General features: G+C 61.9%; 19 protein-coding genes. 16 read left to right on the top strand and 3 right to left on the bottom strand.

The annotated features are described in order from the left end of the window. The first annotated feature begins 54 nt into the window (after window positions 1–54). The 16 genes from AC1DW9_RS24625 (at window position 55) to AC1DW9_RS24550 (ending at window position 14,335) form a co-directional block, all read left to right on the top strand. Entirely contained in the window at window positions 55–894 is an 840-nt protein-coding gene (locus tag AC1DW9_RS24625; RefSeq protein WP_441507993.1) for a LysR family transcriptional regulator, read from the top strand. A 634-nt stretch (window positions 895–1,528) separates the two neighbouring features. Continuing rightward, window positions 1,529–2,359, top strand: coding sequence for a RelA/SpoT domain-containing protein (locus AC1DW9_RS24620; RefSeq protein ID WP_476776823.1), 831 nt, complete (start codon window positions 1,529–1,531; stop codon window positions 2,357–2,359). A gap of 396 nt (window positions 2,360–2,755) precedes the next feature. Beyond that, the gene (locus AC1DW9_RS24615; protein ID WP_441507995.1) at window positions 2,756–3,208 is read left to right on the top strand and encodes a c-type cytochrome; all 453 of its coding nucleotides are present in this window, start codon (window positions 2,756–2,758) and stop codon (window positions 3,206–3,208) included. Window positions 3,209–3,230: 22 nt separating this feature from the next. Beyond that, complete coding sequence (locus AC1DW9_RS24610; RefSeq protein ID WP_441507996.1) at window positions 3,231–4,580, top strand: cbb3-type cytochrome c oxidase subunit I; 1,350 nt, start codon at window positions 3,231–3,233, stop codon at window positions 4,578–4,580. A gap of 61 nt (window positions 4,581–4,641) precedes the next feature. Beyond that, the gene (locus AC1DW9_RS24605) at window positions 4,642–5,451 is read left to right on the top strand and encodes a CbbQ/NirQ/NorQ/GpvN family protein (protein ID WP_441508020.1); all 810 of its coding nucleotides are present in this window, start codon (window positions 4,642–4,644) and stop codon (window positions 5,449–5,451) included. A gap of 7 nt (window positions 5,452–5,458) precedes the next feature. Further along, complete coding sequence (locus AC1DW9_RS24600; RefSeq protein WP_441507997.1) at window positions 5,459–7,354, top strand: nitric oxide reductase activation protein NorD; 1,896 nt, start codon at window positions 5,459–5,461, stop codon at window positions 7,352–7,354. A gap of 10 nt (window positions 7,355–7,364) precedes the next feature. Beyond that, complete coding sequence (locus AC1DW9_RS24595) at window positions 7,365–7,520, top strand: hypothetical protein (RefSeq protein WP_441507998.1); 156 nt, start codon at window positions 7,365–7,367, stop codon at window positions 7,518–7,520. Between the two features lie 430 nt (window positions 7,521–7,950). Beyond that, window positions 7,951–8,271, top strand: a complete 321-nt coding sequence (locus AC1DW9_RS24590) for a DUF2249 domain-containing protein (protein WP_441507999.1) — start codon at window positions 7,951–7,953, stop codon at window positions 8,269–8,271. A gap of 29 nt (window positions 8,272–8,300) precedes the next feature. Further along, window positions 8,301–9,692, top strand: coding sequence for a hypothetical protein (locus AC1DW9_RS24585; RefSeq protein WP_441508000.1), 1,392 nt, complete (start codon window positions 8,301–8,303; stop codon window positions 9,690–9,692). Continuing rightward, a complete protein-coding gene (locus tag AC1DW9_RS24580) occupies window positions 9,655–10,194 on the top strand; it encodes a DUF2249 domain-containing protein (RefSeq protein WP_441508001.1) in 540 nt (179 codons plus the stop codon). Before AC1DW9_RS24585 ends, AC1DW9_RS24580 begins: the two co-directional genes overlap by 38 nt. Beyond that, window positions 10,191–10,475: a metal-sulfur cluster assembly factor gene (locus tag AC1DW9_RS24575; RefSeq protein WP_441508002.1), complete on the top strand. Its 285-nt coding sequence runs from the start codon at window positions 10,191–10,193 to the stop codon at window positions 10,473–10,475. Before AC1DW9_RS24580 ends, AC1DW9_RS24575 begins: the two co-directional genes overlap by 4 nt. Before the next feature lie 108 nt (window positions 10,476–10,583). Continuing rightward, entirely contained in the window at window positions 10,584–11,720 is a 1,137-nt protein-coding gene (gene nirK / locus AC1DW9_RS24570) for a copper-containing nitrite reductase (protein WP_476776821.1), read from the top strand. A 60-nt stretch (window positions 11,721–11,780) separates the two neighbouring features. Beyond that, a complete protein-coding gene (locus tag AC1DW9_RS24565) occupies window positions 11,781–12,662 on the top strand; it encodes an SUMF1/EgtB/PvdO family nonheme iron enzyme (protein WP_441508004.1) in 882 nt (293 codons plus the stop codon). Between the two features lie 8 nt (window positions 12,663–12,670). Further along, window positions 12,671–13,210 (top strand): cytochrome c oxidase subunit 3 family protein, encoded by a 540-nt coding sequence (locus AC1DW9_RS24560; RefSeq protein ID WP_476776820.1) that lies wholly within the window; start codon window positions 12,671–12,673, stop codon window positions 13,208–13,210. A 3-nt stretch (window positions 13,211–13,213) separates the two neighbouring features. Continuing rightward, on the top strand, window positions 13,214–13,492 hold the full coding sequence (locus tag AC1DW9_RS24555) for a cytochrome C oxidase subunit IV family protein (protein WP_441508006.1): 279 nt from the start codon (window positions 13,214–13,216) through the stop codon (window positions 13,490–13,492). Between the two features lie 150 nt (window positions 13,493–13,642). Next, window positions 13,643–14,335 (top strand): Crp/Fnr family transcriptional regulator, encoded by a 693-nt coding sequence (locus tag AC1DW9_RS24550; RefSeq protein ID WP_441508007.1) that lies wholly within the window; start codon window positions 13,643–13,645, stop codon window positions 14,333–14,335. Between the two features lie 161 nt (window positions 14,336–14,496). On the opposite strand, the gene AC1DW9_RS24545 is transcribed toward AC1DW9_RS24550, so the two are convergent. The 3 genes from AC1DW9_RS24545 to ubiV form a co-directional block, all read right to left on the bottom strand. Further along, window positions 14,497–15,702 (bottom strand): NnrS family protein, encoded by a 1,206-nt coding sequence (locus tag AC1DW9_RS24545; RefSeq protein ID WP_441508008.1) that lies wholly within the window; start codon window positions 15,700–15,702, stop codon window positions 14,497–14,499. Window positions 15,703–15,880: 178 nt separating this feature from the next. After that, entirely contained in the window at window positions 15,881–16,264 is a 384-nt protein-coding gene (locus AC1DW9_RS24540; RefSeq protein ID WP_441508009.1) for a hypothetical protein, read from the bottom strand. Window positions 16,265–16,295: 31 nt separating this feature from the next. Beyond that, window positions 16,296–17,201 carry a ubiquinone anaerobic biosynthesis protein UbiV gene (gene ubiV, locus AC1DW9_RS24535; RefSeq protein ID WP_441508010.1) on the bottom strand — a complete coding sequence of 302 codons (906 nt, stop codon included), beginning with the start codon at window positions 17,199–17,201 and terminating at the stop codon, window positions 16,296–16,298. Between the last annotated feature and the right edge of the window lie 24 nt (window positions 17,202–17,225).

Here is a 17,225-nt window from a genome sequence, read left to right as displayed (position 1 = left end):
ACCCCCAATAAGCGTCAATCAATTTATAATCTATCCCTGTCATAGAGAAAAACTATGGATGTTCGCTCGCTTGCCTATTTCGTCGCCGTCTACGAAGAACAGAGCTTCAGTCTCGCCGCGCGCCGATGCACCGTCTCCCAGCCCTCGATCTCAGCTGCGATCCGGCAACTCGAAGAGCATCTCGAATGCCAGCTCTTCATCCGCAACGCGCGTGGCGTCAGCCCGACCTCGGCCAGCGACCAGATTTTTCAGACCGCCGTGCGATTGATCGCGGAGTTCGGCTCGCTGAAGGCGATGCTGCGTCGGCCTGTCGCGACAAAGCCCGTGCGCTGCGCCGTGATGCCGGGCCTCTCCGGCGAGCGCGTCTCCGGCTTCCTGAAGGAGGCGGCGATTGCGTCTCCGGAACTCTATTTTGAGCTGCAAAGCGAAGGCAGCGCATCCGAGATCATGATCGTCTCGGAGGCGGCCCTGTCCGAGGACGAGGTCTTCCACCCGCTCTGGCGCGACAGCTATCGCGCCGTGGTGCCGGTCGGTCATCCCCTTACGATGCGCGAGGAGGTGACCATGGCCGCCCTCGCGGAGGAACCGATCGTGGTGGCGAACTGGACGGACGCGCCCGGCTCGCCCCACCGCGCCTTTCAGGACAAGGGCATCGCGCTTGCGCGTATGTCGGTCGCCCATTCGCATCAGGACGCACTCGCCATAGCGGGCGCTGGATTCGGCGTGGCTATCGTACCTAGCTCAGAGCCGATCAGATTGGGCCTCGCCGCCCGCGAGATCGATGACATGAAGGTGGAACGCAACGTCGGACTGAGCTGCGCACGCTCCTACCTATTGCCGAGCGGCCTCTCCATCGCGGTGAATATCTGCCGATTGCGCTGGCAGAGCCGCTAGCTTAATGACGGTTTGCGGTCAAACTCGCGATCGCAATGTCCGGAACTTGCGCATTCAGACCGGCCGGCGTTGTCACGCCGGGACGGCGCCCTTTGAACAAGGGGATTTCTTTGGTCTCAGGCGCACAAAGATTGGCACCGCGAGGCGCTAACTTGGCACCGAGAAGCACAAAGAATGGCACTAGCTGAGGATCGGTATCTGCTCGTGTGAGTGGAACCGTGGTTTGCCATTTTGACGCTTCGGCGCGCCGCAAATGACGCAACAGCCTGCCGCACTAGCGGCAGGCTCCTTTCAGGAGCCTTCAACAGCGGAAGGTCGTAGCGACCGGTGTCTGAAGTGAGAAACATGCGAGACAACCACGCTGCGCGAGCGTGAAGTACCGAGCTGCTTGTGTAGGCGCTCCGGAAGTTTGGTCGGATTCTACCGGAGGCGTGTCCCAATGTGAGCGGAAGTCCGCCGTACCCATAAAATCCCCCGCCGCCTAGTCGCGGCGGGACCTCACGCCAGGAACATGACTTTCGCAGACCTCCGTCCCAAACCGAGGTCGATCGCTCTGGGGCTTCGGCACCGTCAGGGGAGTCGTACGTCGTTGGAGAGGGCACGGGTTGATGTTGCCGGGGATCTTCTCAAGAGCGTGATCCCTCGCGACAGTTTCCGAACACCGGAAGTTCTCGAGGCCTTCTCAATCGCCAACGAATGGCGTGAACGGCACCTCGTTGCGATGAGGCAAATCCGAGCCCAGCTCGCGGCTACGAATCGTGCGCTCGAAACCGGCGGTGTCACGGCCGCGCGCCTCAAGCGCATGCCAGCAATCCGAAGGAAGCTTCGGAGACTGAACCATAAGCTTTCCGAGATTCAGGACCTCGGCGGATATCGCGTCATCCTACCTACCATCGAAGACGTCAGGCGTTTCAGTGAGCGCCTCCAGCAGTCCGATCGTCATCAACTCCTTGACACCAACGACTACATCCATAGGCCGAAGAAGGATGGGTACCGCTCCCTCCACCTCCTGCTCAATCATGATGATCAGCGCTTTCCCGAGCAGAAGGGGCTGAGAATCGAGCTTCAGGTGCGTACCCATCTTCAGCATGCCTGGGCCACGGCAGTAGAGGCGCTCGGTCTTTATCTGCGCGTCAATATTAAAGGCGGAGGCGGAAGTGAGTCATGGCGCCGCCTCCTGATGCTGATGTCCTGCGAATTCGCCGAGAGTGAGGGCTGCCCCCCGGTTCGCAGTGCACCGATTGGAGAAGAGCGTCGACGCGAAATCGTCGAGCTCGACCGGCAGCTCGGCGCTCAGGCTAAGCTCGACAACCTCGCGTACGGCTTTCAGGTCATCGAGCGTTATGTGATCGATCGCTTCGCGAAGTACCTGCTGCTCCGGTACGATCACGAGGCCAAGACGATCGACGTTGAGACCTTCACGGAAGCGCCGGACACCGAGATATCGAACGTCGCCTGGCCGTAGACAGTGCCGATGATGAAGACCCCGCGAGCGATACGGTCTTGGTCAGTCTCCGCCAGCTCAACGATCTAAAGAAGGCATTCCCGAATTATTTCGGTGACGTCAGGGTTTTCCGAGAACAGCTCGGACACATCTGCCGCGGTCGCGGAGTGGCGATATATGACCTTCCGAGGCAGGCGCTCGTGCCGCCCCGGCCTCGTGAAGTAGTTGATCCAGCTTGGTTGACGAGGCTCTCGTGCGAGTGATCGCCTAGCCCTTCTTTGTCAATGCGCAAAGAAGGCGATTGCGGGACGCGTTAGCACAACTCGTCCCGCCCGACGGCCTTGGCTTTCGACCTCAAGCAGATTGCCTTCCGACCCCAGGACACCCGACTGGCCGCTGCAACGGAAGGATGTGCGAATGGCCGAACGTTTGACCAAGACGGGAGCGCGCAACGTCTTCTATGGCGGCTCGATCTTCTTCTTCGCCATCTTTGTTGGGCTAACGGCCCACAGCCACTGGTTCATGCGCACCAAGTCAACAGACGAATCGACGCTGACCCCGGCAGTCGCGCGCGGCAAACATGTCTGGGAGCGAAACTCCTGCATCAACTGCCACACGCTGCTCGGTGAGGGCGCCTATTTCGCGCCCGAGCTCGGCAATGTCTGGAAACGCTATGGCGGCGACCGCGACACAGCCGGTGCTCGCGAGACGCTGAAAGCCTGGATGGGCGCACAGCCGACCCGGATCGAGGGGCGGCGCCAGATGCCGCAATTCAATCTCACCGACCAGGAACTGAACGACCTCGCCGATTTCCTGGAATGGACGAGCCGTATCAAGACCCAGAACTGGCCGCCCAACGACGCCGGCTGAGACGCCTAGCGCGGAGACTGTCATGACGAGATACAAGACCCAAAACGTCGCGATGCTGTATTTCTACGGGGCACTTGCCCTCTTCGTCGCGCAAGTCGCATTCGGCGTGCTGGCGGGAGCAATCTACGTGCTCCCCAATACGCTCTCTGAGCTTCTGCCCTTCAACATCGTGCGGATGATCCACACCAACGCGCTGGTCGTCTGGCTGCTCCTCGGCTTCATGGGCGCGACCTACTACCTGCTGCCCGAAGAGGCCGAGACGGAGCTCTACAGTCCAAGGCTGGCGGTCATCCAATTCTGGATGTTCTTCATTGCGGCAGCGGTCGCGGTCGTTGGCTACCTGTTCCGTATCCATGAGGGGCGCGAATTCCTCGAACAGCCCTTCGCCATCAAGGTGGGCATCGTCATTGTGGTGCTGATCTTCCTGTTCAACATCACCATGACGAGCCTGAAGGGCCGCAAGACGACGGTCACCAATATTTTGCTATTCGGACTGTGGGGACTTGCGGTCTTCTTCCTCTTCGCCTTCTACAACCCCGCTAACCTCGCGCTCGACAAGATGTACTGGTGGTACGTCATCCATCTCTGGGTCGAAGGTGTCTGGGAGCTGATAATGGCTTCCGTGCTCGCCTTCCTGATGATCAAGCTTAATGGCGTCGACCGTGAAGTGGTCGAGAAGTGGCTCTATGTCATCGTCGGGCTGGCACTCTTTTCCGGCATCCTTGGCACCGGCCATCATTATTACTGGATCGGCGCGCCCGGTTACTGGCAGTGGATCGGCTCTCTGTTCTCGACCCTGGAAGTCGCCCCGTTCTTCACCATGGTGATCTTCACCGTCCAGATGACCTGGAAGGCCGGCCGCAATCACCCCAACAAGGCCGCGCTGCTCTGGTCGATCGGCTGCTCGGTGATGGCCTTCTTCGGAGCCGGTGTCTGGGGCTTCCTGCACACGCTTTCCTCGGTGAACTACTACACCCATGGCACGCAGGTCACCGCTGCCCACGGGCATCTCGCCTTCTTCGGTGCCTATGTGATGCTGAACCTCGCCATGATGGCCTATGCCATCCCAGAACTGCGTGGCCGCGCGCCCTACAACCAGTGGCTCTCGATTGTGAGCTTCTGGATGATGGTGACGGCGATGTCGGTGATGACCTTCGCGCTGACCTTCGCCGGCGTCGTCCAGGTCCATCTCCAGCGCGTCCTCGGCCAATCCTTCATGGAAGTGCAGGACCAACTCGCACTGTTTTACTGGGTGCGTCTCGGCTCCGGCGTCATCGTGGTCATTTCAGCACTGATGTTCGTCTGGGCCGTGCTGGTCCCCGGCAAGGTGCGGCGCGAACAGCCCCTCGGGCGTGTCCAGCCGGCGGAGTGATATCATGCGCAACCCAGACAATCCTCCGATGGGTACACCTGCCATGTCGTTGCCCGATCAGATGCTGCCGTCTTGCGGCAGCGTCTCGCGCGCACCGGATATCCCGGCCTATACGGCCAGCGGCAATGAGAGAGCCCTGTTCGAAAAGGCTTGGGAACGGCGCCTGCCACTCCTGCTCAAGGGGCCAACCGGCTCCGGCAAGACGCGCTTCGTCACTCACATGGCTGCAAGTCTCGGGCTGCCGGTCTTCACCGTTGCCTGCCATGACGATCTCTCTGCGGCCGACTTGACCGGACGCCATCTGCTCAAGGGCGGCGAGACCGTCTGGGTGGATGGGCCGTTGACGCGCGCAGTCCGCGAAGGCGGTCTCTGCTATCTCGACGAGATCGTGGAGGCCCGCAAGGATGTCGCAGTGGTGCTGCACCCGCTGACCGACGACCGCCGTATCCTGCCGCTGGAACGAACCGGCGAGGTGCTCACCGCCCCGCCCTCCTTCATGCTCGCGGTCTCCTACAACCCCGGCTACCAGAGCCTGCTAAAGAACCTGAAGCCCTCGACCCGCCAGCGCTTCGTCTCGATCACCTTCGACTTCCTGCCGCACGATCGAGAGATCGCCGTGGTCGCAGAGGAGAGCGGGCTAAACGAGACTGCAGTCGCTCCGCTCGTCGATCTCGCGCGACGGCTACGCGGCCTCAAGGGCCAGGACCTGGAAGAGGGCGTCTCGACCCGGCTTCTGGTCTATTGCGCCAGCCTGATCGATGCAGGCCTGCCGCGACGCGAGGCGGTCATCTCGGCGCTGATCGAGCCGTTGACCGACGAGCCAGAGGTGAAGGCTGGGCTGATGGAGATCGCCCGGGCCGTGCTGGACTGAGAGGGCCATGCTGGATTTCCTGGAGTTCGAGGAGACGGTCGGGCGCTTCTGGCACCGGCTTGTTGGCGAGACCGCGAGTTGGCCGCGCCATCCCGAGGCCGCCGTGACGCTATCGCAAATCGCCCCAGTTCTCTCCGTTTGCTTTCGCGGGTTCGGCGGCGAGCACGGCGTGAGGCTGGCGCCGGTCCGCGGGCGCAGCGCCGCGCACCGACTGAACTGGCGCCAGCGCGTCGGTCTCGGCGAGGAGCGGCTGGCCCAGCCATCGCGGACGGCCGACAACCTGCATCTGCCCCCGGAGATCGCGCTCTTCGCCGATCCCGCGTTGAATCGCGATCTCTATCTCTGGCTCGTCGCCTGTATGGCAGTGATGCCGACCAGGCCCGTAACCGAGACGGACCCGCTACGACGCGACCTCGCTCTCATTGCCGCAGCGGAGCACCTAGTGGCATCTGTCCTTGCCGCCTTTCCGGGCATGAGCGAGCGTTATCGTCGGCTGGCGGCTGCAACGCTCGCCATCCGGCGGCGCGCGTCCCTTCCCGCGATCGAGGCCAGGGTCGAGGCCCTGATCCGCAGGCTTCTCGAAAACGGAGCCGCAGGCTCTGCGCCCCCGCCAGACAAGCCCGAGGACAAGGCACCGTCCGGCTATCTGCCCGCGCTCGCCGTCCCGCTATGGCCAATCGTCGTCGCGACGGAGCCGACAACCGCACGCCGCCGCGACGATGATCGACCGCCTTCGGCCGCTGCGCCCGAGACCGGCATGCAGCATCATACAGCGAGCCGCGAGCAGCTGGCGGAGCATGACAAGGAGCGCAGCCCCTTCATCCTCAACCGCTTCGAGAAGATCCTCGCCATGTCAGAAATGGTGCGGGTCGACCGACCATCCGACGACAGCGACGACCACGACCCCCAAGCGGCCGACGAGCTCGACGACATGGTGCTCGGCGAGCGCAAGGGGCGCCCCGCCTCGCGCTTCCGTTTCGACCTCGACCTGCCGCCGGAAGCGGTCGACCCCACGCCGCTGACCGGGGAGCTGACCTATCCGGAATGGGATTTCCGCACCGGAACCTATCGCGAGAACCATTGCCGGGTGGTGGTCGGCACCGCGAGCGGCGGAGCGCCTTGCGTGCCCCCCGATGATGCGACGCGCGCCTTGGCGCGCCGCGTGCAGCGCCAGTTCGAGGCGATGCGGCCCTGCCGTGAGCCGCAGCGGGGCCAGATCGACGGCCCGGATCTCGATCTCGACGCGGTGGTACGTCGGCAGGCCGATCTTGCAGCAGGTGGGCCGGGCACTGATCGCATCTATCTCGCCAGCCGTCCGCAAACCTTCGACCTCGCCGTCACCACCCTCCTGGATGTGTCGCTGTCCACCGATTCATGGTTCGACGACCTGCGCGTGCTCGATGTCGAGAAACAGGCACTCTCCGTGCTCGCTCATGGGCTCGCCGCCTGCGGAGACCGCCATGAGATCCTGAGCTTCACCTCGCGCCGCCGAGACTGGGTGCGGATCGAAACGCTCAAGCGCTTCGACGAACCGATGGGGGAGGCAGTCGAGGCGCGCATCGCGGCGCTGCGGCCCGGCTTCTACACCCGTATCGGCGCCGCGATCAGGCATGCCAGCGCCCGGCTCAAGCGCCAGCCTGATCGCCGGAAGCTGCTGTTGGTGCTGACCGACGGTAAGCCGAACGATATCGACCACTATGAAGGTCGCTTTGCCATGGAGGACACGCGCAAGGCGGTGGCCGAGGCGCGCTGCGCCGGGCTCGTCGTCTTCGCTGTCACGGTGGACCGCGAGGCGCGCGCCTATCTGCCCTTCCTGTTCGGGCAGCACGGTCATGCCATCGTCTCCAGACTGTCTCGGCTGCCGGCTGCGCTGCCGGCGATCTATCGCTCGCTCGCGGCCTAAGGAGGGTCTCATGACCGACGCCCAGTTCGGCCTGATCGTCGCCACCCCCGCCATCATCGTCATGGCCGTGCTGCTCTACCGCATGGGCGTGCTGCAAAAGAGCGGAGTGGCGACCGCGATCATCTGCAGCTTGCTCATCGCTGTCGTCCTCTACCTTGAGCAGTAGTAAGCCGGACTCGCGAGGATTCTGACGATATGAATCTACAAGACGCTAGGTCGCTGGCGCGAGTATCCGAAGAAATCAATATAGTTTGTCAACAATCGGCTCTTGAAGCCTTCGAGATCGCGAAAATTCAGATCTTATGCTGACGGGCTATAATCCGGATTTGATCCCGTTCGTCAGCAAGGGTGGCACTTCTGGCGAAAGCCGCGACCGGGCGAGCCATGCTATCCGCGTCCTCCGTAGAGTTTAGATGGCCCAGATCGTAAACGCCGACCGGCGCCTCTGCCGAGGCTCAGTTGAGTAATGGCGTGCCTATTAGCGATGAGCTACGCAACTGACCGCTTCTTTGAGCTTCAACAAAGTTGTTTCTGCCCCGACGGCTTAGGTTGTGCTTGTCCGACGGCCAACTGGCGTCTGCAACGAGGGTCCAACTATGGAAATTTCGAGATTCGAGCCACTTGATGTGCGCACGATCCCGCCGACTGTCCGGCACGCCACCATCTTCGGCATCATCGAGCAGCTGCAGCCAGGGACGGCCTTCTGTATCGTGAATGATCATGATCCGGTCCCGCTGCGCCGCCAAATTGAGGCGCGTTATCCCGGCGCCTATGTGTGGACCTATATCGTCGAGGGTCCCCATCTTTGGCAGGTTGCAATCGAACGCACTGATCATGCTGCCGATCACCGGACCGAGGAGCCTTCCGATGGCTGTGGCGGCCATGGCGAAGGCAATCACTGTACCTGCGGCAGCTAACACTCGTCCCCTTGCGAAGGAGCCCGGTCGTGCCGATTGCATCGCTCTCTCGCTGGACGATGAGTTACTTCGCGGCCGCGCTCGTTTGCCTATTTGCGGCCGAAGCCATGATGGTGGCTGGAATTAGCTACCCGGCATATGGGCTCGCCGAGCCCGCCACCCTCATCACTGTCCATCTACTGTCGATCGGCTGGCTCAGCCTGGTCATGGCTGGCGCCTTGCTTCAGTTCGTGCCCGTTCTAGTCGCACGTCCTCTCTCCTGTCCGCGATTGGCGTTACCGGCTCTTGCCCTGACGCTGGGGGGGCTCGCTGGGCTCTGCGCTGGTTTTGCGTCCGTATCTGGCATGCTGCCATTCGCGCCGGAATTGCTGCCGCTGTCGGGCCTGGTGCTGTTGGCGGGCTTCAGCCTGCTCGGCATCATGCTCGCCATTACGTTGTTGCGCTCTCGTCCCCTGACACTTCTGCCTCGCTTCGTGCTCGTCGGACTCGCCGCCCTCGCGGCCACGGGACTTAGCGGGTTTCTATTTGCCTGCATCCTCGCAGGGCATCTTTCTGCCCTGCCTTTTGCTGCTTTGCTGACGGACGGTTTGTCCCTGCACGCGATGCTCGGCCTCGGAGGCTGGCTGAGCTTCACTGCCTTCGGCGTCAGCTACAAATTGCTGGCCATGTTCATGATGACGCCTGACACCGAGCGTCGGACCACGCAGTTCGTTCTGGTTGGCGGAACGCTTTCGCTAGGACTCGCGGCGGGCGCCTTCTTCTTCATCACTCTCGAACAGGGGCGAGCCGGACTGGCATTTCTTGCCATGACCGGCCTTGCGCTTGTTACCCTGCTTTACGGTGGGGACATGATTTCCCTCTACCGCGCTCGCCGCCGCAAGGCACTCGAACTCAATATGCTGGCGAGTATCGTCGCCTTTGCGGCGCTTGGCCTGTGTGCATTGCTTCTGCCGATAGTGTTGCTCTGTGGAGCCCCTGAGCCGTGGGTTGCCGCTCTGGTCTTCCTGCTCGTTTTCGGATGGTTGAGTGGACTGACGCTTGCTCAACTCACCAAGATTGTCTCGTTCATGACCTGGCTCGAAGTGTTCGGGCCATTGCTCGGTCGCGTCGCGCCCCCACGGGTCGCGGACCTTCTCAACGCGAAGCGCGCGCGTCACTGGTTCTTTCTCTATTTTGTGGGTGTTATGCTTGGAACCGTCGCGCTCGCCGTCCAGGCAGGCAGCATCTTTCAGCTCGCCTCGCTGCTGTGCCTCGCCGGCACGGCTGGCATCGTCGTGGAACTTGTCCGTATTCGCCAGCTCGCCGAATTGATCCCTGCCAGCCGGACGGCGGGTGGCGTGCCTCGGCTTTTCTTACCTCAGCCCATTCGGAAAGGACCCGTTCATGGCAGCTTCAACGAACCCGCCCATCCGCGAGCTTGATGTTCGGCCGATCCTGCAGGCGGGAGGCGAACCCTTCCAAGCGATCATGGACGCCGTAGAGGCATTGAAACCTGGCGAGAGCCTCAAGCTCTTCGCTCCGTTTCGGCCCGTGCCGCTGTTTTCAGTCATGGCCAATCGTGGCTTCGGCGCCAGCGATCGGCCACTGGACGGCGGAGACTGGGAGGTGATCTTCACGCCGGTCGAAGTTGAACAGCAAGAGACATCGCTTGCCTTCGGTAGCAGTCCGTCAGCAGCTCACTGGCCCGATCCGGTTGAAGAATTAGACCTCTGCGATCTTGAGCCACCAGAACCGATGGTGCGCATTCTCGAAACGATGGAAGAGCTACGCTCCGGAGAGACTTTGTTCGCGCTACTGGCTCGTGAGCCATTGTTCCTCTTCCCGGAACTGGCGAAAAGAGGACATGAATGGGCCGGCAATTTCGATGCCAGCGGAACGGCCTACCGCCTACTGATCCGCCATGGCGGCAAGGCCTCATCATGACGGCGACACTCGACGCTGAGATCCGTAACGCTTTACGCGATGTTATGGATCCTGAATTGGGTCGCAGCCTGCTCGACCTAGGATTGATCTATTCGATCGAGACCAGCCCGGACGGCGGCGTACGGATCGCAATGACTACCACGGCCAGAGGCTGCCCGCTGGCGGGCTTTCTGAAGGACGCGGTCGAAATGCGCGTTAGCGCCGTCGAGGGTGTCTCATCGGTCGAGACGTGGCTTACCTACGACCCTGTCTGGACGCCCGCGATGATGGCGAACAACTGAATAGGGCGAAATATTGACTTTTGTTGTGCCGCAACAAAGAACGTCTCCCTCAAGTCTCTACAAAGGTGATGACCGGTAACGACCGGCCGTTCCGTTAGGAGACACGTCATGGGCGAAGACTTCAAGCTGACTCGGCGCAGCATCCTGGCAGGTGCAGCAACATCCGGAGCCATCGTGCAGGCTGTGATGGCCCCCCAGACTGCAGAGGCTGCCCCGGCGCCCCTCGTCAAGGCCAGCGCCGCCGACATTGCCAAGCTTCCCCGAGTCAAGGTCAAGCTCGTCGACCCGCCCTTCGTCCACGCCCATGAGCAGGTGGCCACGGACGGTCCGAAGATCGTCGAGTTCGAATTGAAGATCGAGGAGAAGAAGATCGTCCTCGATGCTGAGGGCACGGAAACCTTCGCCTTCACCTTCAATGGCACCGTGCCGGGACCGCTGATGGTCGTCCACGAGGGCGATTATGTCGAGCTGACGCTCATCAATCCCGAAACTAATGAGCTGATGCACAATATCGACTTCCATTCGGCTACCGGCGCCTTGGGCGGCGGCGCACTGACGGAAGTCAATCCGGGCGAAAGAACCGTGCTTCGCTGGAAGGCGACCAAGCAAGGGGTGTTCGTCTACCACTGCGCCCCTCCCGGCATGGTCCCATGGCATGTCACTGCCGGCATGAATGGCGCCATTATGGTGCTGCCGCGCGACGGCCTGAAGGATCATCAGGGCAAGTCGCTGAAATACGATCGGGTCTACTATGTCGGCGAACAGGATTTCTATGTGCCGCGCGACGCGAACGGAAAGTACAAGCGCTATGCCAGCGCCGGCGAAGCCCATGAGGATGTGCAGAAGGCGATGCGCACGCTGACCCCGAGCCACATTGTCTTCAACGGCAAGGTTGGGGCACTCACCGGCAAGAATGCGCTAACTGCGAAGGTCGGAGAAACGGTCCTTGTCATCCATTCCCAAGCCAATCGCGACACGCGCCCGCACCTGATCGGCGGCCATGGCGATTATGTCTGGGCCACTGGCAAGTTCCGCAACCCGCCCGAGCTCGATCAGGAAACCTGGTTCATCCCCGGCGGCTGCGCAGGTGCAGCGCTCTACACCTTCCAGCAGCCCGGCATCTACGCCTATGTGAACCACAACCTGATCGAAGCCTTCGAACTCGGCGCTGCCGGTCATTTCAAGGTCGAGGGCGAATGGAACGACGACCTGATGAAGCAGATCCGCGCTCCCGTCGGGATCTGAAGTCGCTCAGGAGTAGCTTCTCGCAATGGGGGGCTACTCCTTTCACCAAGGCAACCAGACATGGATATGCCCTTCCGCCGCTTCGGCTGGCCATTTGCACTGCCGCTCGCACTCATTGCGGCAACCGGCGCGGCCGCATTGCTCCCCCTGCGTGATGCCGGAGGAACCCCTCCCTTCCAACCGCAAACCGTCACCGTTCCTGCCGCCACGTTCCAACATCGGCTTGCTGGCGAGTACAGCCGCGACGGGCTGCCGGTTCGCGGGCCCCTTGTGGAAATCCGCAGCAGCGGGTTCGAAATCATGACCTATCAGGTCTCTGTCGCGGATTACGCAGTCTGTGTAGCCGAGGGCGTCTGCAAGGGAATCGATAACGTATCAGCGCCTGGCACTCTGCCCGTTACCGGCGTCAGCTACGCTGACGCAACCTCATACGCTGAGTGGCTGTCGCACAAGACCGGAGCAAACTGGCGGCTTCCGGATTCTCACGAATGGGTTCACGCGGCCGGATCACGTTTCGTCGAAGATCAAGGCGCCCCGGACAGCGGCGACCCGAACCCGGCGCGACGCTGGCTCGCAAGCTATGAACGCGAAGCCGAACTCAAGAGCGGGCGCGCACAGAAACCGCAACCCGCTGGCAGCTTCGGCACCAATGAGCACGGCGTCCACGATATTGCTGGCAATGTCTGGGAATGGACACGCACCTGCCTGACTCGCGTCACGCTGAATGCAGCAGGCGTGCCCGTCACTGAAGCGAAAACCTGCGGGATCTATGTCGTCGAGGGCCAGCACCGCGCGATGATGAGCTTCTTTATCCGTAACCCGAAGAGCGGTGGGTGTTCGGTTGGCGCGCCTCCGGATCATCTGGGCTTTCGGTTAGTCAAGGAACCGCGTTGGCATGAGCGGATCCTTGTACGCGCTCGCCAACGCCTGCGGCTGGCATGAGCAGTCACATGCTGCAACACCATGCCACGGCTGAAAGCACCGTCCGCGTGGAACCGGAGACAGATCTGCTTCTCTGGTTGCTGATCTGGAGCGAACTTATCATCTTCGCTGCGCTGCTCGCCGGCTTCGCAATCGCGAACATTGCGGATCCGGCTGGTTTCTCCGTCGCGCGGCAGCATCTTGACCTCAGGCTTGCAGGCCTTGCAACGGTCGTGCTGCTCGGCAGCGGCCTGTTCGCCGCACGCGCGGTACAAGCACTGCGGCCGGCGCGTGACCTGATCATCGCCGCAGTCGGCGGCTTTGCCTTCTGCGCGATCAAGCTGGCCGGCTATGCGCGCGAGATACCTACAATGCCTGACGAGAGCCGCCTATTCGAACTCTACTTTCTGATCACCGGCTTCCACCTCGCCCATGTCCTGTTCGGCGCCTTGCTGCTGCTCGGCGCCGCGTGGTGGCCAAGGCCGCGTTTCGTCGCGACCATTGCCACTGTCTGGCATGTCATCGACCTCGTCTGGGTTACGATCTTGCCGATTGTGCACCTAGGGTGACCTATGAGCCTGTTTCGGCCCCCTTCTCCACTGCGCATCTGGTTCGCGCTGCTGCTGGCCACCGCATTGAACCTTGTTGCCGCAGCTCAGTTCGGATCCGGGCCGTTTGGCGCTTTGGCCTTCTGGCTGCTTGGAACGGCAAAGGCCGCGCTAATCGTCTTTGGCTTCATGCAGATGCATCGGGAGTCCTGGCTTCTGAGCGGCGCACTCACTGGCTACACCTGCACCGTGCTGGCCTTGGCCGGCCTGAAAACAGTCGCTATCGGGGGGCTGGTTCCGTGAGTAATCCGCGGACTGACGTGCGACGTAGCGACCGCCAGCACACTCTTGAACATGGGTGGTCTACCCGCCATAGTCCGCCGCCGCTGACGGATAAAAACTCCTTTCGTACATCCGGGTTCGCCGATCCCCCGAGAGTGGAAGCCTGATACCATGGCCCTGGACCGCAGCGTCTTGCGCGAGGTTCCCCTCTTCGCCGCGATGAGCGAGCCCCAGCTGGACCGTCTTTGCGCCAAGGCGACCGCGCGCAGGGTTCAGCAGGGCGACGCGGTCTTCGAACAAGGCGATACAGCGGCGTTCTTCTATTTGCTCCTTCACGGCCGCCTCAAAGTCACGCAGGTCACACGCGACGGCCAACAGATCATTGTGCGCGTGGTACACCCAGGCGACCTCTTCGGCTTCGCCCAGGCCTTGAACCGGCGCGACTACCCTGGCACTGCCACCGCCGCCGTCGACAGTCTTGTGGCCGCCTGGCCGACAGAGTTCTGGGATTCCTTCGTCGAGGACAATCCGCATCTCGCGATGAACGCCATACGCACCATCGGCCAGCGCCTGGATGAAGCCCATACCCGCATTCGCGAGATGTCGACGCAGGAGGTTGAGCGGAGAGTTGCGCACACCGTCCTCCGGCTCGTCGACCAGGCCGGCCGCCGCGAAGTAGGCGGCACGCACGTCGATTTCCCGATCTCGCGGAAGGATATTGCCGAAATGACCGGTACGACGTTGCATACCGTCTCTCGTATTCTGAGCGCCTGGGAGGAGCAGGGACTGGTCGAAGGCGGGCGCCAGAAGCTGATGGTGCGCGACATCCCCGGCCTGACACGGTTGGCCGAGGATGCTGAATAGGCGGCCGGAGGCAGTCCACGACTGAACAACCCCTCCGGCCCCATCCCGCTACCGGGATCAGATGCCGAGAGGAGGCGCGAAATCGCACTCGCGTTTGCAAAGGCTGCTAGCGGTGTCGTCCCAACCGGACGTTGCTAAAATCCCGCCAACGGCAAGTGACCTCACGCTGAACGCATAACAGCTTCAGCCTTCGTGGCGAGACGCGGACCAGTGAGGACCTTCCAATAGGCCACCCCAAAGACAAGGAAGGCGGCCGACCAAGCGAGGCCCGCGATATGCAGCAGCGAAGCAGGCCCGTGGCCCGTTGCCGAGCAGATCCGGGCCACGGCGCCAATGACCACGAGGCCGTAGACAACCTGAGTGGCCGGGGTGGCGACGAGAGGCCGTCCCGTATGGCCAAGGCTGGAGCGTGACATCACTGCGAGTGTCAGTGTGGCCATCGCGCCAGCCGTCCAAGCATGCGCCCCCGCAGCGGCCGGAAGCAGGTCGAAACTAGCCATTCCAGTGAGTGCGAAGCCGAGCGGCACAAAGGCGTAGGCAACATGAAGGATGACCAGTAGCGGATTCCGCCATGTGCGATGTCCAGCCCAGCGCGCGAGCCGGAAAGCGTGGAGCCCGGCTCCGGTAAGGAGCAGCCCCCCTGTTGCGGGGCCGTCAGGGAGAACAATCCAGCCAACCAATGCAATTGCTGTCGCGGCTAGAACTGCCTTGTCATAAGCGCCGAACGAAATAGGAAGGCGCCCCGGTCCCTGTGCGGCGAGCCAGTTGCGCGTGAAACTTGGAATGATGCGCCCGCCAATAAGCGAGACGAGCGTAATGATGACGGCAATGGCGAGCCGCCGTCCATACACAGCCGACCCGGCGATCCCAGCCTCGAGGTGAAAGGCAAGGTTGGCTACGAGCAGCAGGCCAACAAGAATGACGACCTTGAGGTTGCGCCAATTGCGTCCGGCGAAAATTTCCCGCGCAGCGGCAAGTGCGAGCAGTGTGAGAAAGGTGCCATCGATCAGCATCGCCGTGCGCCAGCCCAGCCACGCGGAGGTTGCGACTGCGATGCGGCCAGCAAGCCAGGCGATGACCAGTACGAGCAGAGGAGTGCCTTGCACTGGCAGTCGCCCCGTCCAGTTCGGAATAGCCGTCAGAAGGAAGCCTCCTATGGCGGCAGCCTGATAGCCGAAGAGCATTTCATGGATATGCCAGTCAACCGGCACGAAGGCCGTGGGGAGGTCCAGCCGACCAGTCACGAACGGCAGCCAGATCAAAACCGCGACGCCAGCATACAGCGCGCCGATGAGATAGAGCGGACGAAAACCGTAGGACAGCAGGGCGGGGCCGCCATAAGACCGCAGACGGGGAATCGGAGCCATGATACCTGCTGTCCTCTGCATATCGCGTTCAATCAGATCGCCGAACGATGCCGGACAATTTGATCACTTCGCCGCCCGATCCGCGAGCTCATCGCAGACATTTCCGGAACGGCCGGGACTGGAAATCTAGCCGTTCGTCTGATGCACCGGTTTGCGAAAAGACAAAGAATTCGATTCTTCAGATGCGAGCGTCCAACGCCCTGAGGGCTGTCGCGCTGGCTTGAGCGCAATGGGCGATCTCGATGAAAAGCAATGCCATCTCCTCAAAGACCGTTCGATCACTCTCAGCTTCCGTGACCTGATCGAGTTCCGACAGGAAAGCGAGAAGTGCGACGATGCGCTCCTTGTGATCACGAGCCTGGGCGAGCCTACGCCGTCCGATACGGCGCTTTTCCATCAGGCTAAACCGGTCCAGCGCGCCGGTGAGTGTCTCCCGGCATTGGCAATCCAGGCCGGCCGGAAGGAGGACATGGCGAAGCCTTCCGATTAGCTCACCGGCTTCATCAACCGGTATACGGGATAGGGCACCATCGGCGGCCGGAATTTTGGGATCCTTCGGCATAGCTGCCTCCCTGCGATCGTGGCGCGGATATCTAGGCCACCGCGGTCGCGCCGGATTGAACCCGGGTGAAGCCGGGTGCGCCGTGGAGAAAACCGTTTGCGAAAGCCACTCCGGGGTAGATCTCTTCGAGTAAGCGACTTGCCTCGCCGGCTTCGACACGCCCGTCAATCGCATCACGAAAAGCCTGCGCGACGCCCACCATGTCGCACCGTTGCGGTGACAGCCGAAGCGAGTCCACACCAGCCTTCGTCAAAGCGGGGATGTCTTCGATCAAATTGGCGCATGTATGGGACAGCGTCTGAACGCCATTCACCGTGAGGAACCCCTCTCCCGTCAGTGTCTCTACCGCAAGACCGTCCAAATCCTTCTCACAGACAAAGCGACAGTTGTCCTTAGAGAGCTTGTGGATGCGGGCATGATAGCAGCGCGCGGAGATGGCCAAGGGCACCTTCCCGAAGGCGAAGACCTCGATAGCGACGTCCGGAACGGCGGTCGCGATCGCAGCGACCGATGCCAGGGGCAACTCCGGCGGCAAACAGAGGCGCTGCGCGCCCAGTCCAGCCACGAACGCAGCGGTAGCTTCGTTATAGACATTGACGAACGGTCCGATCGCATGCGGACGCTGGGCCAGCGAGGCCAGGCAGGTCAGATCATTGACTTCGACCGTTACCCCCCCCTGCATCAGTTCCGCCATCTGTCGCCGCTCACGCAACAACGAAACCAGGATGAGCGAGGAGTGCAAAACAACTTTGCCTGCAGCCTCCAGCCGTTCAACGACGGCGGGCAGATGTTCGATGAAGAATGGCGATCGCTTCGAGCAGACAGCCTCGCCGACTACGACAATATCGACCGGCGCCTCATCAGCCACCCGAAAGTAAAAATCGCGCCAATCCTCGGCGGACCAATTGAACAGCACTGGGCCGAGAGTGAGCTGCATATGAGATGTCCTCGGAATTTGCCG

The sequence above is a fragment of the Allobosea sp. P4_E12 genome, assembly GCF_056401655.1.
The sequence above is the reverse complement of the archived record's forward strand: the minus strand, read 5'-3'. Positions and strand labels throughout refer to the sequence as shown.